The organism is Microbacterium cremeum, from assembly GCF_015277855.1.
Lineage (GTDB): Bacteria > Actinomycetota > Actinomycetes > Actinomycetales > Microbacteriaceae > Microbacterium > Microbacterium cremeum.
Genome location: NZ_CP063812.1, coordinates 3854409 through 3877723, shown reverse-complemented (window position 1 = coordinate 3877723; position 23315 = coordinate 3854409). Strand labels below are relative to the sequence as shown.

The 23315-nt window shown below is 71.4% G+C and carries 25 protein-coding genes; 18 read left to right on the top strand and 7 right to left on the bottom strand.

The genetic code is table 11. The features are described from left to right. The first annotated feature begins 44 nt into the window (after window positions 1-44). From IM778_RS17210 to rpsN, 11 genes are all read left to right on the top strand, one after another. Window positions 45-1088 (top strand): metal ABC transporter solute-binding protein, Zn/Mn family, encoded by a 1044-nt coding sequence (locus tag IM778_RS17210; RefSeq protein ID WP_194410005.1) that lies wholly within the window; start codon window positions 45-47, stop codon window positions 1086-1088. Continuing rightward, a complete protein-coding gene (locus tag IM778_RS17205) occupies window positions 1085-1966 on the top strand; it encodes a metal ABC transporter ATP-binding protein (RefSeq protein WP_228484640.1) in 882 nt (293 codons plus the stop codon). Before IM778_RS17210 ends, IM778_RS17205 begins: the two co-directional genes overlap by 4 nt. A gap of 13 nt (window positions 1967-1979) precedes the next feature. Beyond that, window positions 1980-2861 carry a metal ABC transporter permease gene (locus tag IM778_RS17200; RefSeq protein ID WP_194410004.1) on the top strand — a complete coding sequence of 294 codons (882 nt, stop codon included), beginning with the start codon at window positions 1980-1982 and terminating at the stop codon, window positions 2859-2861. A gap of 573 nt (window positions 2862-3434) precedes the next feature. Next, complete coding sequence (locus tag IM778_RS17195; RefSeq protein ID WP_194410003.1) at window positions 3435-3848, top strand: Fur family transcriptional regulator; 414 nt, start codon at window positions 3435-3437, stop codon at window positions 3846-3848. Continuing rightward, entirely contained in the window at window positions 3835-4899 is a 1065-nt protein-coding gene (locus IM778_RS17190) for a permease (RefSeq protein ID WP_420488836.1), read from the top strand. Before IM778_RS17195 ends, IM778_RS17190 begins: the two co-directional genes overlap by 14 nt. After that, a complete protein-coding gene (locus tag IM778_RS17820; RefSeq protein WP_228484639.1) occupies window positions 4892-5968 on the top strand; it encodes a TIGR03943 family putative permease subunit in 1077 nt (358 codons plus the stop codon). Before IM778_RS17190 ends, IM778_RS17820 begins: the two co-directional genes overlap by 8 nt. Then, on the top strand, window positions 5958-7421 hold the full coding sequence (locus IM778_RS17175; protein ID WP_194410002.1) for a hypothetical protein: 1464 nt from the start codon (window positions 5958-5960) through the stop codon (window positions 7419-7421). Before IM778_RS17820 ends, IM778_RS17175 begins: the two co-directional genes overlap by 11 nt. Next, window positions 7418-8149, top strand: a complete 732-nt coding sequence (locus IM778_RS17170; RefSeq protein WP_194410001.1) for a DNA-3-methyladenine glycosylase — start codon at window positions 7418-7420, stop codon at window positions 8147-8149. Before IM778_RS17175 ends, IM778_RS17170 begins: the two co-directional genes overlap by 4 nt. 157 nt (window positions 8150-8306) lie before the next feature. Continuing rightward, complete coding sequence (rpmB, locus tag IM778_RS17165; RefSeq protein WP_127820368.1) at window positions 8307-8543, top strand: 50S ribosomal protein L28; 237 nt, start codon at window positions 8307-8309, stop codon at window positions 8541-8543. Further along, a complete protein-coding gene (gene rpmG / locus IM778_RS17160) occupies window positions 8543-8713 on the top strand; it encodes a 50S ribosomal protein L33 (protein ID WP_005051772.1) in 171 nt (56 codons plus the stop codon). The genes rpmB and rpmG overlap by 1 nt, the downstream gene beginning before the upstream one ends. A gap of 3 nt (window positions 8714-8716) precedes the next feature. Next, entirely contained in the window at window positions 8717-9022 is a 306-nt protein-coding gene (gene rpsN, locus IM778_RS17155; protein WP_163615787.1) for a 30S ribosomal protein S14, read from the top strand. Between the two features lie 101 nt (window positions 9023-9123). Here rpsN and IM778_RS17150 read toward each other — a convergent pair whose 3' ends face one another. Continuing rightward, window positions 9124-9990 (bottom strand): potassium channel family protein, encoded by an 867-nt coding sequence (locus tag IM778_RS17150; protein ID WP_194410000.1) that lies wholly within the window; start codon window positions 9988-9990, stop codon window positions 9124-9126. A gap of 136 nt (window positions 9991-10126) precedes the next feature. Between IM778_RS17150 and IM778_RS17145 the strand changes: the two genes are divergently transcribed. Then, on the top strand, window positions 10127-11266 hold the full coding sequence (locus IM778_RS17145) for an alpha/beta hydrolase (protein WP_194409999.1): 1140 nt from the start codon (window positions 10127-10129) through the stop codon (window positions 11264-11266). Window positions 11267-11297: 31 nt separating this feature from the next. On the opposite strand, the gene IM778_RS17140 is transcribed toward IM778_RS17145, so the two are convergent. Next, a complete protein-coding gene (locus IM778_RS17140) occupies window positions 11298-12134 on the bottom strand; it encodes an alpha/beta hydrolase (protein ID WP_194409998.1) in 837 nt (278 codons plus the stop codon). Window positions 12135-12224: 90 nt separating this feature from the next. Here IM778_RS17140 and IM778_RS17135 point away from each other — a divergent pair, with 90 nt between their 5' ends. Continuing rightward, a complete protein-coding gene (locus tag IM778_RS17135; RefSeq protein ID WP_194409997.1) occupies window positions 12225-12809 on the top strand; it encodes a TetR/AcrR family transcriptional regulator in 585 nt (194 codons plus the stop codon). A 12-nt stretch (window positions 12810-12821) separates the two neighbouring features. Here the strand turns inward: IM778_RS17135 and IM778_RS17130 are convergent, their stop codons facing one another. Both IM778_RS17130 and IM778_RS17125 read right to left on the bottom strand, forming a co-directional pair. Next, window positions 12822-13550 carry a GAF and ANTAR domain-containing protein gene (locus IM778_RS17130; RefSeq protein ID WP_194409996.1) on the bottom strand — a complete coding sequence of 243 codons (729 nt, stop codon included), beginning with the start codon at window positions 13548-13550 and terminating at the stop codon, window positions 12822-12824. Then, window positions 13547-14248: a GAF and ANTAR domain-containing protein gene (locus IM778_RS17125; RefSeq protein ID WP_194409995.1), complete on the bottom strand. Its 702-nt coding sequence runs from the start codon at window positions 14246-14248 to the stop codon at window positions 13547-13549. Before IM778_RS17125 ends, IM778_RS17130 begins: the two co-directional genes overlap by 4 nt. A 298-nt stretch (window positions 14249-14546) precedes the next feature. Between IM778_RS17125 and IM778_RS17120 the strand changes: the two genes are divergently transcribed. Both IM778_RS17120 and IM778_RS17115 read left to right on the top strand, forming a co-directional pair. Continuing rightward, window positions 14547-14834, top strand: coding sequence for an HU family DNA-binding protein (locus tag IM778_RS17120; protein ID WP_127819842.1), 288 nt, complete (start codon window positions 14547-14549; stop codon window positions 14832-14834). Window positions 14835-15115: 281 nt separating this feature from the next. After that, a complete protein-coding gene (locus tag IM778_RS17115) occupies window positions 15116-17116 on the top strand; it encodes a bifunctional copper resistance protein CopD/cytochrome c oxidase assembly protein (RefSeq protein WP_228484638.1) in 2001 nt (666 codons plus the stop codon). A gap of 13 nt (window positions 17117-17129) precedes the next feature. On the opposite strand, the gene IM778_RS17110 is transcribed toward IM778_RS17115, so the two are convergent. Beyond that, on the bottom strand, window positions 17130-18263 hold the full coding sequence (locus IM778_RS17110) for a hypothetical protein (protein ID WP_228484637.1): 1134 nt from the start codon (window positions 18261-18263) through the stop codon (window positions 17130-17132). 165 nt (window positions 18264-18428) lie between these two features. Here IM778_RS17110 and IM778_RS17105 point away from each other — a divergent pair, with 165 nt between their 5' ends. After that, a complete protein-coding gene (locus IM778_RS17105) occupies window positions 18429-19808 on the top strand; it encodes an ATP-dependent DNA helicase (RefSeq protein ID WP_194409994.1) in 1380 nt (459 codons plus the stop codon). Between the two features lie 214 nt (window positions 19809-20022). Here IM778_RS17105 and IM778_RS17100 read toward each other — a convergent pair whose 3' ends face one another. Both IM778_RS17100 and IM778_RS17095 read right to left on the bottom strand, forming a co-directional pair. After that, window positions 20023-20679: a biliverdin-producing heme oxygenase gene (locus IM778_RS17100; protein WP_194409993.1), complete on the bottom strand. Its 657-nt coding sequence runs from the start codon at window positions 20677-20679 to the stop codon at window positions 20023-20025. Between the two features lie 44 nt (window positions 20680-20723). Beyond that, window positions 20724-21050: a DUF2470 domain-containing protein gene (locus IM778_RS17095; RefSeq protein WP_194409992.1), complete on the bottom strand. Its 327-nt coding sequence runs from the start codon at window positions 21048-21050 to the stop codon at window positions 20724-20726. A gap of 82 nt (window positions 21051-21132) precedes the next feature. Between IM778_RS17095 and IM778_RS17090 the strand changes: the two genes are divergently transcribed. Further along, entirely contained in the window at window positions 21133-22398 is a 1266-nt protein-coding gene (locus IM778_RS17090) for a serine hydrolase domain-containing protein (RefSeq protein WP_194411956.1), read from the top strand. Next, window positions 22395-23282, top strand: coding sequence for an EamA family transporter (locus IM778_RS17085; protein ID WP_228484636.1), 888 nt, complete (start codon window positions 22395-22397; stop codon window positions 23280-23282). The genes IM778_RS17090 and IM778_RS17085 overlap by 4 nt, the downstream gene beginning before the upstream one ends. Window positions 23283-23315: the final 33 nt, after the last annotated feature.

Here is a 23315-nt window from a genome sequence, read left to right as displayed (position 1 = left end):
CGGCTCGATTTGAGAACGATTATCAGTAGCTGTAGCCTCGAGGGATGACCGCGAAGCGACGCTCCCTGACCCTGCTCGGCCTGGCCGCGGCATCCGTCGTCACCCTCGCCGGGTGTGCCGGAACGCCGGCCCCCGCGGGCGACAGCACGGACGCAACGCTCACGGTCGTCGCCTCGACCAACGTGTACGGCCAGATCGCCCAGGAGGTCGGCGGCGACCTGGTCGAGGTGACCGCGATCGTCACGAGCGACTCGCAGGACCCGCACTCGTTCGAACCGAGCGCCCGCGACCAGCTGGCCGTGGCCGACGCCGACCTCATCATCGAGAACGGCGGCGGCTACGACGCGTACATCGACGCGCTCATCGAGGCCAGCGGCACCGAGGCGCCGGTCCTCACCGCCGCCGAGTTCTCGCACGACTGGCCCGAGAACGAGGGTCACGACGACGAGTCGACGGATGCCGAGCCCGACGCCACCGCGACCGAGGAGTCCGACGAGCACGCCGACGAAGTCGGCGAAGATGCCCACGCCGACGAGGACGAGCACGAGCACGAGCACGTCGAGGGCTTCAACGAGCACGTCTGGTACGACCCGCACACCATCGCGTACGTCGCCGAGGCGATCGCCGAAGAGCTCGGCGAGCTCAGCCCCGCCGATGCCGCGACGTTCACCGCGAACGCCGAGGCCTTCGTCGCCGAGGTCGAGGATCTCGAGGCGTCGCTCGACGAGCTCGCGTCCGCGCACGAGGGAGAGAGCGTATTCATCACGGAGCCCGTGCCGGTGTACCTCGTCGCCGCCGCCGGCCTCGAGAACGTCACGCCCGACGCCTTCAGCGAGGCGGTCGAAGAGGGGCAGGATGTCGCGCCGGCGACGCTCCTCGAGTCCCTCGGCCTGCTCGAGTCGGGCGACGTGCGCGTCGTCATCACGAACTCCCAGACCGGCGGCGCCGAGACCGGCCAGATCGTCGACGCGGCCGAAGCCGCCGGCATCCCGGTGATCGCATTTTCGGAAACGCTCCCCGAGGGCCAGACTTACATCTCGTGGATGCAGGCGAACATCGAGGCGCTGAGCGCGGCATTGGACGCGTGAGCGCCGGCCGGCCCCAGCGCAGCACCGCCGCCGACACACCGCCGATCCTCAGCATCCGCGACGCCGCGCTGCGGCGCGGAGACCGCGAGCTGTGGTCGGGCCTGGATCTGGACGTGCACGCCGGAGAGCTGATCGCGGTGCTCGGCCCGAGCGGGTCCGGTAAGACGACCCTGCTGCGGGCGATCCTCGGCCTGGAGGACCTCTCGGGCGGCACCATCGAGGTGCGCGGCGCCGAGCGCGCCGCCGGTGATCCCCAGGGCCCCCGCGGCCGGCGGCACCGCGGAAACCGGCGCATCGGCTACATCCCCCAATCCCGCCCGCTGCCGCGCGACACCGCGCTGCGCGGTCGCGACCTGGTGATGCTCGGCGTCGACGGCCACCGCTTCGGGCTTCCGATCCCGCGCCGCGGCGACCGGGCCCGCGTCGACGCGCTCATCGACGGGGTGGGTGCGCGCGAGTTCGCGGACCGGCCGGTCGGGCAGTTGTCGGGTGGCGAGCAGCAGCGGCTCCGTGCGGGCCAGGCGCTCGCCGACGACCCCGTGCTGCTGCTGTGCGACGAGCCGCTCACGAGTCTCGACCTCGCCAACCAGCAGGCCGTCATCGGTCTCATCGACCGGCACCGGCGTGAGAAGGACGCCGCCGTGCTGCTGGTGACCCACGACATCAACCCGCTGCTGGGCAAGGTCGATCGCATCCTGTACATCGCGAACGGCCGGTTCACGCTGGGGACGCCGCAGGAGGTGCTCCGCTCCGACGTGCTGACCGCGCTCTACGGCGCGCACGTGTTCGTACTGCGCGCGGGCGATCGGCTGGTGGTCGTCGGCGCTCCCGATGCCGAGGCATCCCATCACCACCACGACGGCCAGGTGCACGAATGACGGGACCGCGCGCATGAACTGGGACGACATCGCCGACGCGATGTTCGGCGGCCTGCCGTTCTACGGCGAGATCCTCGCGCTCGTGTCGAACTCGGTGTGGGCGGGCGCGGCGCTCGGCCTCGTCGGCGGCCTCATCGGCGTGTTCGTGATGCAGCGCGACATGGCGTTCGCCGTGCACGGCATCAGCGAGCTCTCGTTCGCCGGCGCCGCCGCCGCGCTGCTCATCGGGTGGGACGTCGTCACGGGCTCGATCGTCGGATCGCTCATCGCCGCCGCCCTCATCGGCGTGCTGGGGGCGAAGGCGCGCGACCGCAACTCGATCATCGGCGTGCTCATGCCGTTCGGCCTCGGTCTCGGCATCCTGTTCCTCTCGCTCTACGACGGCCGCAGCGCCAACCGGTTCAGCCTGCTCACCGGGCAGATCGTGTCGGTGCAGACCGGCCAGCTCGGCTGGCTGGTCGCGATCGGCGTCGTCGTGCTGCTGGGACTGCTGCTCATCTGGCGCCCGCTGCGGTTCGACTCGCTCGACCCGCAGTCCGCCGCGGCGCGCGGCGTGCCCACGACCGCGGTGTCGCTGGCGTTCATGCTGCTGCTCGGCCTCATCGTGGCGGTCGCGGTGCACATCATCGGCGCGCTGCTGGTGATGGCGCTGCTCGTGACGCCCGCGGCCGCGGCCATGCGCGTCGCGTCCGGTCCGCTGTCGGTGCCGCTGCTGTCGGCGCTGTTCGGCTTCGTGTCGGCCGTGGGCGGCATCCTTCTCGCGATCATGGGCACGCTGCCGGTGAGCCCGTACATCACGACGATCTCGTTCGCGATCTACGTCGTGTGCCGCATCGTCGGGGCCCGCCGCGGTCGCGTGACCCGCGCGCCGGCGTCTGCCCCCGCCGCGGCGTGACCCTGCGCGGGCCGGGCCCGGGCGCGAGCGCGCGCTCGGCGCGGGCTCGGGCGCGTTCGTTCCCGTTCGTTCGGGTGGCACGACACGCGGGGTGGGTGTGGTGATTCCGCGTGTTGTGCCACTTGAAGTGGGGGCGGGCGCGGGGCTCGTTCGTTCGGGTGTCACGACACGCGGGGTGGCTGTGGCGATTCCGCGTGTTGTGCCACTTGAAGTGGGGGCGGGCGCCGGGCTCGGGCGTTCGGGTGGGCGGGGCGGCGTGACGCGCGCGCCGGGCTCGTTCGTTCGGGTGGCACGACACGCGGAGTGGGTGTGGTGATTCCGCGTGTTGTGCCACTTGAAGTGGGGCCCGGGGCCGGGCTCGGGCGTTCGGGTGGCACGACACGCGGGGTGGGTGTGGTGATTCCGCGTGTTGTGCCACTTGAAGTGGGGGCGGGCGCGGGGCTCGTTCGTTCGGGTGGCACGACACGCGGAGTGGGTGTGGTGATTCCGCGTGTTGTGCCACATGAAGTGGGGGCGCAGCGGCGCCTGCGCGCGCCCGGCCTTTGCTCAGGACCCGCCGGTAGACTCCCGGGCATGGCCCAGCGCAATACGTGGCAGCGCGAACGCGTGCGCGAAGCGCTCGCCGACGCCCGTGGCTTCGTGAGCGCCCAATCGCTGCACGCGACCCTGCGCGACGAGAACACCGGTATCGGACTCGCGACCGTGTACCGCGCGCTCGCGGGCCTCGCGGCCCAGGGCGCGGCCGACTCGCTGCAGAGCCCCGAGGGCGAAGCCCTGTACCGCGCGTGCGTCAGCAGCGACCACCACCACCACCTGATCTGCCGTTCGTGCGGGCTGACCGTCGAGATCGAGGCGAGCGACGTCGAGCAGTGGGCCAAGAGCACGGCCGAGCGCCACGGCTTCCGCGACGCCGAGCACATCGTCGACATCTTCGGGCTGTGCGCTTCGTGCGCGCAGGCTCGGGACGAGAAGCGTGACGCGGACTGACCCCGCCCTGCGGGTCGGCCATGCCGGCCACGCCCACGGATCGACGGATGCCGCGCCGCGGCCATCCGCGCAGGCGCGCACCCTCCTCTGGCTCGGTGTCGGGCTCGCCGTCATCGCCGTGCTCTTCGTCATCGACTGGCTCGCGCCGGCGCTGTTCCCGGCATCCCTGTCCACCCGCGCTCAGGACGGACTGACGCTCGCGGTCAGCGTGCTCATCGAGTCCCTGCCGTTCGTCGCGCTCGGCGTGGTGCTGTCGATCGTCGTGCAGGTGTGGGTGCCGCCGGGCGTCATCGAACGATGGATGCCGCGCCGCGCGTGGGCGCGCCGCGCGGTGCTGTCGCTGCTCGGCATGATCGTGCCGGTCTGCGAATGCGGCAACGTGCCGTTCGCGCGCGGTCTGCTGATGCGCGGGTTCTCGGTGTCCGAGACGCTCACATTCCTCATCGCGGCGCCGATCGTGAACCCCATCGTGATTATCACGACGCACCAGGCGTTCGGCTCGAGCGACGGCATCCTGGTCGCGCGCCTGCTCGGCGGCTACGCGATCGCGAACCTCATCGGATGGCTCTACTCGCGGCATCCGTCGCCCGACACGCTGCTGACGGACCGCTTCCGCGACACGTGCGCCCTGGTGACCCACGAGCCGGGCGGCAAGGGGCGCCGCACCATCGCGCAGTTCGTGGTCGAGCTGCGCGCGGTCATGCCCGCGCTCGTCATCGGCTCGGCGCTCGCCGGCGCCGTGCAGGTGCTCATCCCGCGCGAGGCGCTCGTCGCCATCGGCTCGAACCCTGCCCTGTCGATCGTCGCGATGATGACGCTCGCGATGGTCGTCTCGATCTGCTCGAACGTCGACTCGTTCTTCGCCCTCTCGTTCGCCTCGACCTTCACGCCGGGATCGATCGTCGCGTTCCTGCTCGTCGGACCCATCGTCGACGTCAAGATGCTCGCGCTCATGCGCACGACGTTCACATGGCGCACCCTCGGCGGCATCGTCGTCGTGGTGGTGCTGGCGGCGTTCGCCATCGGGACGGCGGTGAACCTCCTTGCGTAGCGCGCAGTTCCTCGGCACACGGTGGCTCGGCGTGGGGCTCGCCGCGATCCTCGCCGTCGTCACCATCTCGCTCGCCGTCACCGGACAGCTCGCCCTCTACATCAACCCCGACTCGACGTGGTTCGCCGTGTCGATGGCGGTGGTGGTGCTCGTCGGCACGGTGGCGTCGTTCGCGCTGCCGCTCGGCGCCGAGTCCGACCACGGTCATGACCACGGCCACGGCCACGGCACGGGCTCGGGGGGAGCGGGCGGTCACGGCGTTTCGTCTCGCTTCGCTCGCTCAACGACCGGGGGTGAGGAGTCGGCGGACGGTCACGGCTCCGCGGAGGGTCACGGCGTTTCGTCTCGCTTCGCTCGCTCAACGACCGGGGGTGAGGAGTCGGCGGACGGGCACGGCTCCGCGGACGGTCACGGCGTTTCGTCTCGCTTCGCTCGCTCAACGACCGGGGGTGAGGACGGCGTTTCGTCTCGCTTCGCTCGCTCAACGACCGGGGGTACCGAGCCGGCCCGCTTCGCTCGTTCGACGAACGGGGGCGCCGAGGGCGTTCCGGCCCGCTCGACGAGCGGGGAGGTCGCGGCCGTCGCGGCGACCGTGGTCGGCGGCATCGCGGCATCCGGTGTCGTCGTGCTCACGCTCGTGCTGCCGCCTGCGTCGCTGAGCGCCGAGCTCGCGATGTCGCGCGATGTCGGCGCGACCCCGCTGTTCGGCGGCGCCGACACGATCCAGCTCGCATCGACCGGCGACACCGCGTCGTTCGGCGTCGGCGAGTGGTCGACGGCGTTCGCGACCGCCACCAACCCCGACGCGTTCGACGGCGACCCGGTCGAGCTCACCGGGTTCGTCACGCCCGGCGAGGACGGCGACTTCGACATCACGCGCCTCGTGATCACCCACTGCGTGATCGACGCGCAGCCGGCGAGCGTGCCGGTCGTCGCCGGCGACCTTCCCACGACCGGGCAGTGGGTGACGGTCACCGGCACGGTGCGCTCGTCGTCCGACGGCCGGCTCGTGCTCGAGGCGGCGTCGGTGGAGGAGATCCCCGAGCCCGAGGACCCGTATGAGTACTGACGCCGGCACGCGGCGGGCGCGGACCCGGCGTCGTCGCGGGCGCGCGTTCGCGGGCGCCTTCGCGATCGTCGTCGGCGCGCTCGCGGTGGTCGGCCTCGCCGGCGCGGCCGCGAGCGTCGCGCAGGGGCCGCGGGTCACCGACGTCTTCGTGGATCCCGTCGCGGCGGCCGAGGCATCCGGTTCCCGTCTCATCCTCACCACGTCGCACACGCTCGCCGAGGTCGACCCGTCGCAGGTGACCGTGACACCCGCGACGCCGTTCGAGGTCGACACGTCGGGGCGGAGCGTCGGTGTGCGCTTCACCCTGCCGCTGTGGGACGACACCGAGTACACGGTCGAGATCGCCGATGTCGCCTCGCTCGGCGGCGGGCCCACGGGGACGATCACCGAGACGTTCCGCACGCCCGAGGCCGAGGTGTTCCTCCTGCAGCGCGGCACCGACGACGGCGACATGATCTACCGCACCGACCTCACCGGACAGGCCGCGGTGCCCGTGTTCACGCATCCGCACATCGAGGACTTCCGCGCCACCGCGACCCACCTCGTGGTGTCGGTCCGCACCGAGAACGACCGTGCCGGGCTCCTCGTCACCGACCTCGACGGCGAGAACCCGCGCGAGCTGCCGCTCCCGGGCAACGGCTACGTCTCGAACCTCCAGAGCGCCGACCGGGGCGAGCTCATCGGCTACACGTTCTCGGACGCCACGCTCACCGCCGACTCCGGCCGGGAGAGCCGCCTGTTCACCGCGTCGCTGAAGGATGTCGAGGCCGACCCCGTCGAGATCGCCGTCGACGGCGCCGACCCGCGCGTCGCCGAGTGGCGGTTCGTGCCCGACACCGACAGCATCCTGCTGCTCTCGTTCGACGGGTCCCTGCTGCTGACCGGCTCGACCGGCTCGACCGGCTCGGCCGGCTCGACCGGCTCGGCCGGCTCGGGCGCGACGGCGCAGGGCGCCACGGCATTGGGGGCGGCGCTGGGCATCGACGGCATCGCCCGCGGGTCGAGCGAGGCCGTCGTCGACCGGCTCGAGCAGTCCGTCACGATCGACCTCACCGACGCGAGCGAGGCGCCGCTGGTCACGCCCGACGTCGAACTCGGAGGCACGACGTCGGTGACGCCGCTGCCGGACGGCTCGACGATCCGCACCGCGGCGGTGCTCGACGGCGACGTGCCGACCGGGCGCACGTCGGTCGCCCTCGTCGCCCCGGACGGCGAGACGCGGCTGCTCACCGAGATCGCCGAGACGGATGCCGTGCTGCAGGTCTGCGTGTCGCCCAGTGCGCGCTACGCCGCGGTGCTGGTCGCGCCCGACGCCGTCGGCAACCCGTACGACACCTACCAGCTGCCGCTGCCCGAGCGGCCCGAGACCCGCATCCTGCAGATCGCCGACGGCGAGCCCGTGGTGGCCCTGCTCGGCACGGCGATCTCGTGGTGCCAGGTGCCGTCGCTGTGACCCGGCACGCGCCGACGGGCGTCCGGCCGGCGAAGCGCGACGACCTGCTCGGGCTCGCGTCCGAGGTCGCCCCGAACCTCCTCGGCGGCCGCCTCACCACGGTGGTCGACGGCGAGACGGTGGTGGTCCGGATCACCGAGGTCGAGGCGTACCACGGCCTCGGCACCGGGCCGGTCGCCGACCCCGGCTCGCACGCGCGCATGGGGCCGACCGCGCGCAACGCCACGATGTGGGGCGAACCCGGTCACCTCTACGTGTACCTGAGCCACGGCATCCATTCGTGCGTCAACGTGGTGTGCGGTCCCGAGGGCGTCGCCGGCGGGGTGCTGCTGCGCGCGGGCGAGGTGATCGAGGGGACGGATGCCGCGACCCGGCGCCGGCCCGCCGCGCGGTCGGCGCGCGACCTCGCGCGAGGACCGGGGCGTTTCGGCGACGCGGTGGGGCTGCGGCATCCGGTGCACGACGGCATCGACGCGATCACCGCCGACCCGCGCCACGGGGCCACGGCGCGGCTCGAGCTGCCCGATGGACCGCTCGCCGACATCGCGTCGGGCCCGCGGGTGGGTGTCGCCGGTGTCGCCGGCACCGCCGTGTTCCCGTGGCGGTTCTGGATCCCCGACGACCCGACCGTGTCGCCGTTCCGCTGGGGCCGAGGCGCCCACGAGGCCCACCTGGAGCGCGACGCCTCGACGGGCGCGGGGCGTCGCACGCCGCGCATGCTAGACTGACTGTTTGTCTGCGCGCACTCCAGCACGCAGTTCGCGTTTCGCCTCGCTTCGCCTGCTCAACGACCGGAACTTCCGGGCGGTGACGGCGTGCGTCGGAATGCAGACAAGGGATCTTGGGTGTGACCGTCCGGTCACACGGTACTAAGGAGACATCACCATGGCAGCAGTGTGCCAGGTGACTGGAGCAGTTCCCGGCTTCGGTCACAACATCTCGCACTCGCACCGCCGGACGAAGCGCCGCTTCGACCCGAACGTGCAGAAGAAGACCTACTTCGTTCCGTCGCTGGGTCGCAACATCAAGCTCAACGTCTCGGCCAAGGGCATGAAGGTCATCGATGCCCGTGGCATCGAGGCCGTCGTCCGTGACCTCAAGGCGAAGGGTGTGAAGCTCTGATGGCCAAGAAGGCTCAGGACGTCCGTCCGATCATCAAGCTGCGTTCGACCGCGGGCACGGGTTACACCTACGTCACGCGCAAGAACCGCCGCAACAACCCCGACCGCATCGTGCTGAAGAAGTACGACCCGGTCATCCGCAAGCACGTCGAATTCCGAGAGGAGCGCTGATCCATGGCTAAGAAGAGCAAGATCGCGCGCAACGAGCAGCGCAAGGCGGTCGTCGACCGTTACGCCGCCAAGCGCGCCGAGCTGAAGAAGGCGCTCGTCTCGCCGACCTCCACCGACGAGGAGCGCGAAGCCGCTCGCGTGGGCCTGCAGAAGCTGCCCCGCAACGCTTCGCCCGTGCGCGTCCGCTCGCGCGACGTCATCGACGGCCGCCCCCGCGGTGTGCTCACGAAGTTCGGCATCTCGCGTGTCCGCTTCCGTGACATGGCCCACCGCGGCGAGCTGCCCGGCGTGACCAAGTCGAGCTGGTAAGCATCCGGTCGCAAGACCTCTCAGAAGGCCCGGAGTTCCTCGGAACTCCGGGCCTTCTGCTGTGTGGGACTTCTGCTGTGCGGGCCTTCTGCTGTGCGCCGTCAGTCCAGCCGGTGCCCGTAGCTGCCGGCGACGGCGCGCAGCACGTCGTCGGTCGACTCGCCCGTGATCTGCGGGTACTGGTCGGTGAGCACGCGCGCCAGCTCGTCCATCACCTGCGCCAGGAATGCGCCGGCGGCGTGCAGATCGCCGTCGTCCGATCGCAGAGCGCCATCGCGAAGCACCATGGCGTAGCCGATCGCGCGGGCCGCCGACAGCCGCTCGTCGCGCTCGGTGAAGTAGAAGATCTCGTTGCTCTGCACGAGTTCGGCCGTGAGCTCTGCGATCAGACGGGCCACGGAGGAGACGACGGATGCCGCCCGCGCCGTGGAGATGGTCGCCGGAAGCGTGGTGAAACCGGAGGCGTGGAGGCTCGTCAGCTCGATCGCGAGGGCGCGGCGGCGTGCCAGGGCGGGATAGATCTGCATGAACCACGACACGGCGGCGGACAGCAGCGCGAAGCCCGTCAGCGCTTCCAGAGGCGACAGCGCGCGGATGATCGGCTCCACCGCCACGACGTCGCCGAGACCCAGCGTGGTCATCGCGACGAGGGAGTAGGTGAGCGCCTCGAGGAACGGGTGGTAGTCGCCCGGGTCGACGCCGCTGTACGAGAAGCCCTCGGGGACGTGAGGCAGGTAGATCAGCGCCCAGCCCACGGCGACCATCACGAGCCAGGCGCCGATGGTCGCGACGACCGTCAGCGGTCCGCTGACCGCGAGGGGCCGGCGCCTTCGCGACAACGACCACACCGCGCGGAACAGCAGTGTCGTGAGCCGGCCGGTGGATGCGGGACGCAACAGGGTGTGGAACACGTCGTTGAGCGCCACGGCGATCAGGAGGATGCCGGCGAGCGTGCTGACGACGGTCATGCCGCCACACTAGTTCGCCGGCAGGCGTGAGCGCGGTCTCCGGGGCGCGGGACGGGTACCCGGTGGGTTGTCAAGGTCAGGACCGCCGCGCCGGTGGGATCCTATGCTCTGAGTCATCCGACGCGGAGGGGGACCGGTGGATCTCGATCCGTTCTTCGAAGAGCGACTGCGCGTGCACCGCAGGTACCTGTTCGACCAGGCGCTGGGCTCGGTGCGCTCACGGCTGAGCGCGCTGTGGCCGTTCGCCAAAGGGCCGGCCCCGGTCATGGGCATGGGCGGCGGGGGCGCTGGTGCGGCATCGACGGCCGCTCACAAGCCGAAAGGCGACGGTGCCGCCGCCCCCGGCACGACGACGGCGCCGGTCGGTCCGCGCGCTCGCGCGCGGGCGCGGCATCGCAAGGCGGCGCTCGCGTGGGACCGCCGTGAGTTGCACAACGTGGGCATGGCGGGGCCGCGCATCCGCACCACCGAGCACGTCGTGGAGGTGCCGGGTCACCCTGCGGTGCGGGTGCGCGTGTACCACCCCGACCCCGAACCGGCCCCGCCGCACGGCGTGCCGGGGGTGCTGTCGCTGTTCGGCGGCGCCTTCCGCATCGGCGGCATCGGATACCCGACGACGGATGCCGCGCACCGACGTCGTGCGCTCGACGCGGGGGCGGCCGTGGCCGCGGTCGACTACGCGCTGGCCCCGGAGTACCCGTACCCCGTCGCGATCGAGCAGGCGTACGCCGCACTCGAGTGGCTGTTCGCGTCGGCCGGCGAGCTGGGCATCGACAGCCGGCGCATCGGCGTCGCGGGAACGTCGGCGGGAGCCAACCTCGCCGCAGCGGTGACGCTGGTGAACCGCGACCGCGCTCGGCTCCCGCTGCGGCTGCAGGTGCTCGAGGTGCCGGTCGTCGACCTCACCGGGCGGCACCTCGACCTCCGCGCGACGCGGGCTCTCGGCATCCCCCGCTTCATCGCCCTGCGCGAGCTGCGCTCGGTCGCCCGCACGTATCTGCCCGATCCCGCGGTGGCCCGCCACGCGTACGCCTCGCCGCTGCTGGCCGCGTCGCACGAGGGGCTGCCGCCGGCCGTGATCCTCACGGCCGAGTACGACCCCCTGCGCGGGGACGGCGATGCCTACGGTGCGGCGCTGCGCCGGGCGGGCGTCGACGCGAGCGTCGTGCGCTACCAGGGCGTGACGCACGACACCCCGATCTTCGGGGGCACGCTGCCCGCCGCGCGGCGCTGGCACGACGACGTCGTCAGCGCCCTGCGCCGCCTGCACGCCTGACCTCGCTCCGACGGGCGGATGCGGCATCCGTCTACTGCTTCGCCGGCTCGGTGCGGACCGCGTGGCTCGTCGCCCACTCGAGGGCGAAGTCGGCGATCTCCTCCCAGCCGTCCTGGCTGACCAGGCGGTGGGTGCGGCCGGGGTACTCCTTGTACTCGACGACGGCGGGGCTGCCCGACGCCCGGTACTTCTTGACGAGGGCCCGGCCGATCGCGGGCGGCACGACGTGGTCGATCTCGCCCGTGATCACCAGGAACGGGGCGCGGTCGGCCCGGCCGTAGTCGACGTGCGTGACGCCGTGCTTCTCGTCGAGCACCGACGTGACGCCCTCGAAGAAGACCTTGTTGTACGAGTTGACGGCGTACTCCTCCCAGAGCTTGTCGGACTCCGTGCGCGGGAGGTCGTTGCCGAATGTGAAGTGGAAGTGGCGCTTGCTGAGCGGCTTGGCGCCGTTGACGCCGAACGGGTTCGACAGGATCGGCGTGCCGGTCCACAGGGTCGACAGCGGGAGCGTGGTGACGCCGGCCGTCTGGCCGGGTGCGACACCCACGTACGCGACGCCGAGGCCGCGGTCGGCGAGCAGCTGCGTGAGGACTCCCCCGAAGGAGTGGCCGATGATGATCGGCTTCTCGGGCAGGGCGCGGATGATGCGCTCGTAGTGGTCGGCGATCTGCTTCAGGCCGATGCCCTTGAGCGCCTCGGGGTGGCGGCGGATGTCGTCGACGGTGCGGTCGTCGATGCCGGGCCAGCCCGGGACGAGCACCTGGTGGCCGGCGGCGCGGAAGCGCTCCGCCCAGGTGTCCCAGCTCTTCGGGGTCATCCAGAGTCCGTGGATCAGGACGATGGGGGTCTTGGTCGTGGTGTTCATCTCGTGCTCCTTCGGTTGATGGTCCTGCGGTGGTGGGGTGGTGCATCTGCGATAGTAGACCGAACGTTCTATCTATGCAAGACTATTCCCATGAGAACTTCGGATGCCTCGCCCGCCCGTCCCTCCCCCGCACGGCAGCGGCTGCTGCAGGCGGCGACCGAGCTCTTCTACAACGAGGGCATCCACTCCGTGGGCGTCGACCGCATCATCGAGACCGCCGGAGTCACGCGCGCCACGATGTACAAGCAGTTCGACGGCAAGGAAGGGCTCGTTCTCGCGTACCTGCAGGGCGAAGACCAGGGCCTGCGCGGGCTTTTCGCCCAGGCGGCCGAAGCCTCGGACGACCCGGCCGTACTCCTCGACCTCGTCGTGACCGGCATCTCCGACGACATCCGCGACCGCCACACGCGCGGGTGCCCGTTCATCAACGCCGCCGCCGAGTACCCGGCCGAGGGCCCGGTGCGCGACCTCATCGCCGACCACCGCGAGTGGTTCCGCAGGACGCTCGAGCAGCTCGCCGCCGGAGCCGGTCTGTCAGCTCCCGGTGAGGTCGCGGCATCCCTCGTGCTGCTGCGCGACGCCGCGCTCGTGGGCGGCTACCTGGACGGTCAGGATCGCGTCGCGCCCGCGTTCGCGCGCACGGCGCGAGACGTCATCGCCGCGCACCGGGGCTGAGCGGACGCCGGGTCACGCCGGGGACTCCTCCAGGCGGAGCTCACGCGCGACGATGCGGGACGCCACCAGACTCAGCGGGAGGCGATTGTGGCGCGCATAGCCGCGGATCAGCTCGAACGCGTCGGAGATCGGGACGTCCGCAGTGAAGGAGACGACACCCTTCGCCTGCTCGATGACGACACGGCTGCTCAGGGCGACCTTGAGCTGCTCCGCGAGCAGCTCCGACTCGCGCAGCGAACGCTCGTGGAGGATCCCGATGGTGGCGACATCGGCGAACGCGCGGACCGCCGCCTGCGACTCGCCCGGCAGCGCGCCTTCGGCCGCGTTCATGATGTTCAGCGTCCCGATCGTGCGCTCCCGCAACCGCAGCGGCACCGCGTAGATCGACGAGAAGCCGTTCGCAAGGGCTTCGGCGCGGAACGCACCCCACTCCGTCGCCGACTGCAGCGACACGACGGCGACCGGCTCGCCCGTCCGGTAGCACTGGATGCACGGGCCGTCCTGGGCGGCCAGCTGCATGATCTCGACCAGCCGGCTGGCTTCGCTGGTCGACGCGACCAGCTCCAGCTGGCCGGTGCTCTCGTCGGTGAGCAGGATGCCGGCCGCGGTGACACCCAGGATGTCGCGGCACGCGTCGACGAGAGTCTGCAGCAGATCCACGACGTCGTAGTCGTCGACGAGCGTGTCGGCGAGTGCCGTGAGGGTGTTGAGCAGGCGTGAGTCGAAGGTCGTCTGGTTCATCGGATCGCCTCGATCTCGCCGTCGACGCGGTGGAAGCCCAGCCGCCGCTCGACGATGTCGGAGGCGATGGCCATCACGGGCTCGCCCGCCGCGAACGCGTGGCCCTGGATCACCAGCTGAGCCTCGTCGGCCGTGATGTCGAGCTGCGCCAGCACCATGCCGGTCGCCTGGTGCACGACGCGGCGCGTGGAGAAGCCCTCGGCGTCCTGATCCTTCGTCCGGCCGATCGCGTCGCGGAGAAGGCTGTGGCCCAGCACGCGCGCCATCGCCGAGGCCTGGCGAGTCTGATCCGAGGACAGCGTCAGCCGTTGCCTGGTGAACAGGTCGACGGCGCCGAAGCGCAGCGACCCGACCGCGACGGGGAACGCGTAGATCGATGCCGCCGGCACTCCCTCGGACGCAGCGGGTGCGAAGGCGGGCCACCGGCGCGCGCCGCCGCGGGCGAGGTCGGGCTCGCCGACGGGCTCGCCCCGTCGCATCGCATCCCAGCAGGGTCCTTCGCCGAGGTCGAACTGCAGCTCGTCCAGCCGCCGCGCGTCTGCGCCGGTGGCCGAGACGATCCCGGTGCCGAGGACGTCGCCGAGCGTCGACACCGACGCGCCGTCCACGGGGAAGACGGTCAGAAAGGTGCCGCTGTAGTCGTCGGGCGTGCCGGTGCGTTCCAGGACGGCCATGGCTGTCGCGAAAGCGTCGTCCATGCGGGCCTCCCAGCACGCCGCGTCTCATCGCGGTTGAGGAAATCGTAACCCTCGTCGGTGTGCGCGGGATGGGAGCGGCCGATGTCCGCACGGGTCCCGCTCGTAGCCCCATCTGTCACATTCGTCACTTCCGTCACACGACACGCCGCATGAAACCCGGGAAATCCGCGGAAATACGCGGATCTGGGAGGCATGTCGGGTACATTCGGTCCCGGTCGATCCGACCAGCCGGGGGGCGAAGCCGTCCGGTCCGAGCAATGACAAGACGGCCTCCGCCGTCTTTGGAGGACATACCAAAATGGCCGACAAGTCCATCACCAAGACCGAGCTCGTCGCGAGCATCGCCAGCGCGACCGGCCAGAGCCAGGCCGCCGTGTCGGGTGTGCTCGACTCCCTCTTCTCCACCGTCTCGGAGGCGGTCGCCAAGGGCAGCAAGGTTTCGATCCCCGGCTGGATCTCGTTCGAGCAGGTCGCCACCTCGGCGCGCACCGGCCGCAACCCGCAGACCGGCGAAGAGATCAAGATCCCCGCGGGCAAGCGCGTGAAGGTCACCGCGGGCTCGAAGCTCAAGGCTGCCGTCAAGTAATCCGACGCAGACCAACAGGAGAGGGGATGCCGCGATCTGCGGCATCCCCTCTCCTGTTGTCTGCGGGGGGCGGGGTGCGGGAGTGCCGGCGTTTCGTCTCGCTTCGCGGGTCCTGAGTAGGGCGCTCTGCGCCCGTATCGAAGGGCGCTCAACGACCGGGGGGTGGGAGTGCCGGTCGTTGAGCGAGCGAGCGCCAGCGAGCGAGACGAAACGTCCCGGGACAACGCGCAACCCCGGCCACCGCGGATCAACCCCCGAAGACCGCGACGTAGGCTGGACGTGTGAACCCCCGCGCCCTGCGGGCCGCCGGGCCCGCGATCCTCGTCGTGGCCGCGCTGGCCGCCCTGATCTGGGCGCTCGGGTTCGGCGGCGGTGCGGCGCCGCTCGCGATCGCCGACCCGGGCCCTGTCGCGCGCTGGGGGCTTCCGGTCGCGAAGCTGTTCGTCAACCTCGCCGCGGCGGGCATGGTCGGCACGCTCGTTACGGCCCTGTTCGCGCTGCGTGCCGGAACCCGCGAGTTCGATGTCGCGCTCGACACCGCGTCGATCTCGGCGGCCGTCTTCACCCTGGCGGCGGCGGCGACCGGGTTCCTGACCTTCATCGTCGCGTTCAATCCCACCATCGACGCCGGGCCCGAGTTCGGCGGGCAACTCGGCCGCTTCCTCGTGGAGTGGGAGCTCGGCCGCACGTGGCTCATCACGACGATCGCCGGAGCCGCCCTCACCGTGCTCACCTTCGCGGTGCGCTCGTGGACCGCGACCGTGTTCGTCGCGCTGCTGGCGGCGGCATCCCTCGTTCCGATGGGGACGCAGGGCCACTCGGGCGAGGAGGCGTTCCACCACGAGGCGATGACGGCGCTGATCCTGCACATCATCGCCGCGGCGGTGTGGCTCGGCGGCCTGCTGCTCATCGTCATCGTGCGGCCGCTGCAGTCGCGCGAGCAGCAGATCGCGACGGTGTCGCGCTACTCGAGCATCGCGATCGCGGCGTTCGCGGTGGTCGCCGTCTCGGGCATCGTGCGGGCGGGTCTCGGCCTGCAGGACTGGGGCGCGCTGTTCAGCCCGCTCGGGCTGTTCTCGCCCTACGGAGCGATCCTCGGCGTCAAGATCGTCGCGCTCATCGCGCTCGGCCTCTTCGGCGCCTGGTACCGCACGCGCCTGATCGGGCGCATGGGAGCGGCCGCGGCATCCCGCGCCTTCTGGACGCTCGTCGCATTCGAACTCGTGCTGATGGGCCTCGCGAGCGGCGCCGCCGCCGCCCTCGCACGCACTCCTCCTCCGAACGCCACGACGCTGCCCCTCGCGCAGACGCCGGCCGAGCGGCTCTCGGGCGCGCCGCTGCCGCCCGAGCTGACCCTCGAGCACTGGCTGACCGCATGGAACGTCGACCTGCTGTGGGCGGTCGCAGCCGGATTCGCGGTGTTCTTCTACCTCGCCGGTGCCTGGCGCCTGCGCCGCCGCGGCGACACCTGGCCGCTCTACCGCACGATCATGTGGATCGCCGGGCTGGCCCTGCTGGTGTGGGTGACCGGAGGCGTCATCAACGTCTACCAGGACTACCTGTTCAGCATGCACATGGTCGGCCACATGCTGCTGACGATGGCGATCCCGGTGCTGCTGGTGGCGGGTGCGCCGGTGACCCTCGCGGCGCGGGCGATCCGCAAGCGCGACGACGGCACGCGCGGCGGGCGCGAGTGGATCCTGTGGGCCGTGCACTCTCCGGTCGCGCGCGTGCTGACCAACCCGTTCGTCGCGGCCGGTCTCTTCATCGGATCGCTGTGGGTCTTCTACTACACCGACCTGTTCCGGTGGTCGCTCTACGACCACCTCGGACACGAGTGGATGGTGGCGCACTTCCTCATCACGGGCTACCTGTTCGTGCTCACGCTCATCGGGATCGATCCCGTGCCGTACCGCCTGCCCTACCCCGGGCGGCTGCTCCTGCTCATCGGTGTCATGGCCATGCACGCCTTCTTCGGCATCGCGATCATGATGCAGGAGGGCCTCATGGTCGCGGAGTGGTTCGGCTCGATGGGCCGCACGTGGGGCGCGACGCCGCTCGAAGACCAGTACGCCGGCGGCGGCGTCGCGTGGTCGATCGGCGAGATCCCGACGCTCATCCTCGCGATCACGGTCGCGATCCAGTGGAGCCGCAGCGACGCCCGCGAGACGAAGCGCCGCGACCGGCATGCCGACCGGACCGGGGATGCCGAGCTCGAGGCCTACAACGCCCACCTCGCCGCCCTGGCCGACCGCGACGCCCGGGCGGGCTCGAAACGCTGAGCGCGACCGCGGCTCAGGTGGTGTCGGGCCCGGTGACGACGATCGACAGGCTGCCGTCGGGCGTCACCGAGATCGTGCCCGTCACGATGAACGGCACGTCTTCGCTGACCTCGCGCACCTTGCCATCGAAGATCGAGCGGATCTCGACATCGATGTGCGCGATCGCCTCGGCGGGCAGGAGCGTCCAGCCGGCGCCGTCGGGCGCGACATCGACGGTCGGCTGGCGCGTGATCGACCACGCCGGGAGCGAGTCGATGCGGTCCTGCACGAAGTAGCCGAACGGGCAGGCGGTCGGCTGCAGCACCTCCTGCGTCGCGCACGCGGTGAGGAACTCCTCGACCTTCTGCTGCACGACGCCCACGAACTCCTCGGTGGGCTGCGCCTGCACCGTGATCGGGATCGTGTGGAAGGGGCTGTCGGAGAGGACGGCCACCCCCGGCGTGCTGGCGATCCGGTTGTCGACCGACACCGAGTACAGGCCGGGTGAGAAGACCAGCAGCGGCACGGGCGCGGTGGGATCGGCATCCACCCCGTCGGGCGAGGCCTGGCGCTTGTCGACCGTGAAGCCGTTGACGTCGAAGCTCATCGAGCCGACCACGGTGAGGTTCATGACCGCGAGCGGGCTCGTCGCGAACCGCCACGTCGGGGCGAGCCCGATCGAGCCGTCGCGCTCGACCTCGAACGTGGTGACGCCCGGGTAGCCGCGCGCGTCGTACTCGACGGTGACCAGCGTCACGTCGCCCCGCTGCTCCTCCGAGACGACGCGGACGTCCGAGAGGGGAGCGAGCGCGGCCCCGCGCAGGAGGGCTTCGGATGCCGTGGCCGCGAGCCCCGCCGCTTCGAGGTCGGCGGTGCTCACGCTGACCCCGGGCACCGCGAGCGCGTCGGTCGCGCGCTGATCGGCGAGGAGGCCGATGTAGCGCTCGACGAACGCGGACGGGCTGTAGAACTCGCGCTCGATCGCCGCCCAGGCGGCGAACACGGCGGCCACCAGCACCACGCCCACCACGCCCAGGAGCGTCAGATCGAGCCACAGGCGCGACCGGCGCTGCGGCTTGCGCGGGGGCTGGATCAGGACGGGGCGGGCGTCGGGCGGGGTCGCGGAGCCGGCCGGAGGCGCACTCGCGCGACCGGGTTCCGTGTCCACCGCCCCTTGGTCCACCCGCCCAGTCTAGAAAGCGCCGGCCGGGAGCGCCCTGTGGACCGGGACCTGTGGACAACTCGCCTCGCCGTGCCTGTGGATGGAGGGATGCCGTCCACCGATGCCCGCGTGGAGGGCCGGGCGGAGGCATCCGGTCGTTAGCATGAATCGGTGACCACGCCCACGTCCGCCGGTCTCGCGCTCTCGTCCGAGCAGGAGGCGCTCTTCCGGCTCATCGAAGACACGCGCGAGCACGTCTTCGTGACCGGTCGCGCCGGCACGGGCAAGTCGACCCTGCTGCAGCACCTCGCGTGGAACACCTCGAAGCAGATCGCGGTGTGCGCGCCGACCGGCGTCGCCGCGCTCAATGTCGAGGGACAGACGATCCACTCGCTGTTCAAGCTGCCCCTCGGCGTCATCGGCGCGCACGACGAGCCGCAGTCCGACGCGACGCGCAAGCTGCTGAACGCGATCGACACGCTCGTGATCGACGAGATCTCGATGGTCAACGCCGACCTCATGGACGCGATCGACCGTGCGCTGCGCCAGGCGCGGGGGCGGCGCGGCGAGCCGTTCGGCGGCACGCAGATCGTGATGTTCGGGGACCCGTATCAGCTCGCGCCGGTTCCGCCGCGCGGCGACGAGCTGAGGTACGTGCGCGACCACTACCGCTCGTTCTGGTTCTTCGACGCCAAGGTGTGGGTGGGTGAGGCCGCCACCGACGGCATCCTGGACGTCGGCTCGTACGGCGCCGAGCTCAACATCCGCGAGCTGGTCGACATCCACCGGCAGGCCGACCCGGCCTTCAAGGCGATGCTCAACGCGGTGCGCTACGGCCGGGTGACCGCCGACATCGCGCAGATCCTCAACGACACCGGCGCCCGGACCCCGCCCGACCCCGCCGACGGGGAACATCCGATCATCACGCTCGCCACCCGCAACGACATCGTCAACGCCATCAACCGTCGCCACCTCGACGAGCTCGTGGGCCGCGAGCAGACCGCCGTCGCCGAGGTCAACGGCGATTTCGGGCGGGGGGATGCCGCCTACCCGGCCGACCTCGAGCTGAAGCTGAAGGTCGGAGCACAGGTGATGTTCCTGCGCAACGACACCGCGGCGTTCGGCGAGCCGCCACGGTGGGTCAACGGCACCATCGGCACCGTCACCCGCATCGCGGGCGACACCGTGCGAGTCGACGTCGAGGGCGAGGAGTTCGACGTCGAGCCCTCGGTCTGGGAGAAGTACCGGTACTCGTACAACCCGGGCTCGAAGTCGCTGACGCGCGACATCGTCGCCGAGTTCACCCAGTTCCCGCTGAAGCTCGCGTGGGCCGTGACGATCCACAAGTCGCAGGGCAAGACCTACGACCGCGCGGTCATCGACCTCGGCTCGGGCGCCTTCGCCCCCGGGCAGACCTACGTGGCGCTGTCGCGGCTGACCTCGCTCGACGGGCTGTACCTCTCCCGCCCGCTGCGACCGCGCGACATCCAGGTCGACCCCGACGTGCAGCGGTTCATGGCCTCCGCGGTGCGCCGGCCCGCGGCATCCTGAACCCTCCTCGACGGATCCCGCCGCGTTTCGTCTCGCTCGCTGGCGCTCCCTCGCTCAACGACCGAGTGTGAGGATGCGTCGTGCTGCTTGTGGGCTGGGGCGTTTCGTCTCGCTCGCTGGCGCTCCCTCGCTCAACGACCGAGTGTGAGGATGCGTCGTGCTGCTCGCGGGTCCGGTCGTTGAGCGAGCGAGGAACGAGCGAGACGAAACGCGCTCAGGCGACCTGGGAGGAGGCCTTCGCGGCGGCGAGGTCGTCGAACAGCTCGGTGTTGAAGCGGTAGGCCAGCAGCACCTCGTCGATGACGCGCTCCTGCTCGGCGGCATCCCACGGGGCCGCGTCCAGCTGCTCGCGGTAGACGTCCTTGAAGACCTTCGGGTCGGCGATGTCGTCGAAGAGGTAGAACCCGATGCCGTTGGTCTCGAAGCCGAACCGACGCGCCATGAGGCGCCCGATGAACTGGCCGCCGGACAGGTCGCCGAGGTAGCGCGTGTAGTGATGGGCGACGAAACCGCCGGCCCACGTGGCGCCGACCTCGTTGATGCGGTCGACGTAGCGCCGGGTCGTCGGCAGCGGCTCGATGCGCTCCCGCCAGTCCGGGCCGACGAGGTACTCGAGGTCGGCCTCGAGCGCGGGCAGTCGGGTCAGCTTGTCGCTGAGGAACACCGCCGCGACGGGGTCGTTGCGCATCTGACCGGCGGTGCGCTCCAGCGCCTCGTAGATGAACCAGTGCTGGGCGACCAGCGCGACGTAGTCCTCGCGCGTGCCCTCGCCCTTCATGAGATCGGCCATGAATCCGGCGGTCTCGCTCGACGAGTGCGCGCGGCTGGAACGCTCGCGGAGCGCGGTGGAGAACGGGATCGGGTCGCTCATGCGCCCAGTGTACGAGATTTAGGGTCGCCTAACCTAGCGTCGCCTCACGCGTGGGGACGGGGCTCGACACCGAGCCGCCGGCACGCCTCGTCGTACAGCGCGACGACTTCGCGCCGCACCTGCGGGCGTTCGTCGATGGGGCCGCCCGGCCAGGGGACCGCGACGACCGCCGTCGAGCCGTCGGCGAGCGTGACCGTCCACCGGCCCCCGTCGCCGTCGAACCCCTCCATCCGTGACGCGACGATGCGGTCTGCGGCGATGCCGGCGTCCGCGGCGAACGCGCGGGCGATGAGGAGGTTGTCGTCGCCGTGGTCGCCGTTCATGTGACCGAGCACGCCGGCGAGCACGGCATCGTCGAAGAGGTGCGTCATGGTGACAACCCTACGGAGGCCGCGGCAGGCGGAAGGCACCGCGGTGTGTTTGAATTCAAGACACGATCATCGGGGGGTGAGCATGCGGACCCGCTCCAGGAACCACCGCGTCAGCGCGGCGGTCGCGGGCGCTGTGGCGTCGTTGCTTGCCCTGTCGGCGTGCTCGGCCGACACGCACGTCGACATCGACGTTCCGCCGCAGTCCGAGGTGCAGCTGCCCGACGAGACGGTGCAGCGGTTGCAGGATGCCGTCACCCACGCGATGGAGGCCACCGGATCGTCGGGGGCCATCGTGGGGGTGTGGGCGCCGTGGAGCGGCAGCTGGGTGACCGGAATCGGCACGCAGCGCCCCGACGGCGGCGGCGACGTGACGGCCGACATGCAGTTCCGCGCGGGGAAGGTCACGCGGGCGATGACGTGCGACGTGCTGTACGGAGTGGCCGCGGCCGGCCACGTGAAGCTCAGCGACAGCATCACGAAGTACGTCTCGGGCGCGCCCGATCTCGCCGGTGTCACGCTCGGCCAGCTGTGCGACGGCACATCGGGCATCGGGTCGTTCACCGGCCGGCTCTACTCGTCGTGGCTCACGAACCCGGGGCGCGAGTGGGAGCCCCGCTATCTCGCGACCTTCGGGATCGGGCAGCCGCGGGCGGGAAAGCCGGGGGTCGCGTACCGCGACTCGGATGCCGGCTACGTGCTGCTGGGGCTCGCCCTCGAGCGGGCGACCGGCACGTCCGCCGCCGAGCTCTTTCAGACCTACGTCGCCGACCCGCTCGACCTCGAGGCGACGGCGCTCGGCGCGCTCGACGGCGCGGCGGTGCTGGCCGGCGGTCAGTCCATGCCCGGCGAGGGCGGCGCGCTGGACTGCGCGCAGTCCCGTGATCTCACGGACGCCTCGTGGACGCTCGGCTACACCGACTCCGGCGCGGTGACCGACATCGACGACCTCGGCCGGTACGTCCAGGCGCTGGCCGCCGGCGCATTGGCGCCCGCCGACGACAGGCTCGACTCGCCCCTGCCGGTCGCCGCGGACGGACCCTCCTGGTACCTGTCCGACGGTGGCGCGCTGCTGGCGGCCTCGCTCGTCGGGCAGGCCGGCAAGATCCCCGGCTACATCACCGCGGCGTTCGCCGACCCGTCGAGCGGGTTGACCGTCGCGGTCGTCCTCAACAACTCGGCGGCGAACGGCAGCGTCGGCGCGTACCTCGCGTGGGAGCTCGCGGCCATCGCGTCCAAGGCGCCTGCGGCCGGTGGGGCGACGATCCCCGAGGCGGGACTGCCGTGGACGGCCGAGCAGTACCACGAGGCGATCACGGCCGCGGCGGTGTGCGCGCCGCCCGCGGAGTGACCGCGCACCCGGCAGGTCGATCGGCGGCGACTCCCGCGATCCTGCTCGTGATCGCCGGCCTGGCCTGCCAGGAGGTCGGCGCGTCGCTCGCGGTGCTGCTGTTCCCGCAGGTGGGGCCACTGGGGATGGTCATGCTCCGGCTGGTCTTCTCGACCGTCGTGCTGCTGCTGATCGCCCGGCCGCGGCTGCGGGGGCACTCCGGCGCGGACTGGCGCGCCGTGGCGCTCTTCGGCCTGGTCCTCGCCGTGATGAACGGCCTGTTCTACCTCGCCCTGGAACGCCTGCCGCTCGGCGTGACGGTCACGATCGAGGTGCTCGGCCCGCTGGTGCTGTCGATCGTCGCGAGCCGCCGCGCATCGGCGTGGCTGTGGGCGCTCCTCGCACTCGCGGGTGTCGTCGCGCTGGGCGGCGGCGGGTGGGACCGGCTCGACCCGATCGGCGTGCTCTTCGCGCTCGGCGCCGCAGCGAGCTGGGCGTTCTACATCCTCGCGTCGGCGCGCGTCGGCCGTGCCTTCCCCAAGCTCGACGGGCTGGCGCTCGCGATGGCGGTGGGTGCCGTGATCTCCCTGCCCTTCGGGATCGCGGATGCCGGGCCCGCCCTCCTGCGGATCGACCTGCTCGCCCTGGGCGCGGCCGTGGCGGTGCTGTCGTCGACGATCCCCTATGCGCTCGAGCTCATCGCGCTGCGGCGGCTGCCGGCGGCGGCGTTCGCGATCCTGATGAGCCTGGCGCCGGCCACCGCCGCGCTCGCCGGGTTCGTGCTCCTCGGCCAGCACCTCACGTGGCTCGAGGGGGTGGGCATCGCGCTGGTGATCCTCGCGAGCGTCGGCGCGGTGCGCTCGTCGACCCGCGCTGCGCGCGAGGCCGCCGAGCCCCTCGCCTGACCGGTGCGCGGGCCTCGAGTCCTCCGCGGGCGG

Excerpts from the sequence above, each read along its gene's own strand:
- IM778_RS17210 (WP_194410005.1), top strand. The coding sequence starts at position 45 with ATGACCGCGAAGCGACGCTCCCTGACCCTGCTCGGCCTGGCCGCGGCA.
- IM778_RS17200 (WP_194410004.1), top strand. The coding sequence starts at position 1,980 with ATGAACTGGGACGACATCGCCGACGCGATGTTCGGCGGCCTGCCGTTC.
- IM778_RS17195 (WP_194410003.1), top strand. The coding sequence starts at position 3,435 with ATGGCCCAGCGCAATACGTGGCAGCGCGAACGCGTGCGCGAAGCGCTC.
- IM778_RS17175 (WP_194410002.1), top strand. The coding sequence starts at position 5,958 with ATGAGTACTGACGCCGGCACGCGGCGGGCGCGGACCCGGCGTCGTCGC.
- rpmB (WP_127820368.1), top strand. The coding sequence starts at position 8,307 with ATGGCAGCAGTGTGCCAGGTGACTGGAGCAGTTCCCGGCTTCGGTCAC.
- rpmG (WP_005051772.1), top strand. The coding sequence starts at position 8,543 with ATGGCCAAGAAGGCTCAGGACGTCCGTCCGATCATCAAGCTGCGTTCG.
- rpsN (WP_163615787.1), top strand. The coding sequence starts at position 8,717 with ATGGCTAAGAAGAGCAAGATCGCGCGCAACGAGCAGCGCAAGGCGGTC.
- IM778_RS17150 (WP_194410000.1), bottom strand. The coding sequence starts at position 9,990 with ATGACCGTCGTCAGCACGCTCGCCGGCATCCTCCTGATCGCCGTGGCG.
- IM778_RS17140 (WP_194409998.1), bottom strand. The coding sequence starts at position 12,134 with ATGAACACCACGACCAAGACCCCCATCGTCCTGATCCACGGACTCTGG.
- IM778_RS17135 (WP_194409997.1), top strand. The coding sequence starts at position 12,225 with ATGAGAACTTCGGATGCCTCGCCCGCCCGTCCCTCCCCCGCACGGCAG.
- IM778_RS17130 (WP_194409996.1), bottom strand. The coding sequence starts at position 13,550 with ATGAACCAGACGACCTTCGACTCACGCCTGCTCAACACCCTCACGGCA.
- IM778_RS17125 (WP_194409995.1), bottom strand. The coding sequence starts at position 14,248 with ATGGACGACGCTTTCGCGACAGCCATGGCCGTCCTGGAACGCACCGGC.
- IM778_RS17120 (WP_127819842.1), top strand. The coding sequence starts at position 14,547 with ATGGCCGACAAGTCCATCACCAAGACCGAGCTCGTCGCGAGCATCGCC.
- IM778_RS17100 (WP_194409993.1), bottom strand. The coding sequence starts at position 20,679 with ATGAGCGACCCGATCCCGTTCTCCACCGCGCTCCGCGAGCGTTCCAGC.
- IM778_RS17095 (WP_194409992.1), bottom strand. The coding sequence starts at position 21,050 with ATGACGCACCTCTTCGACGATGCCGTGCTCGCCGGCGTGCTCGGTCAC.
- IM778_RS17090 (WP_194411956.1), top strand. The coding sequence starts at position 21,133 with ATGCGGACCCGCTCCAGGAACCACCGCGTCAGCGCGGCGGTCGCGGGC.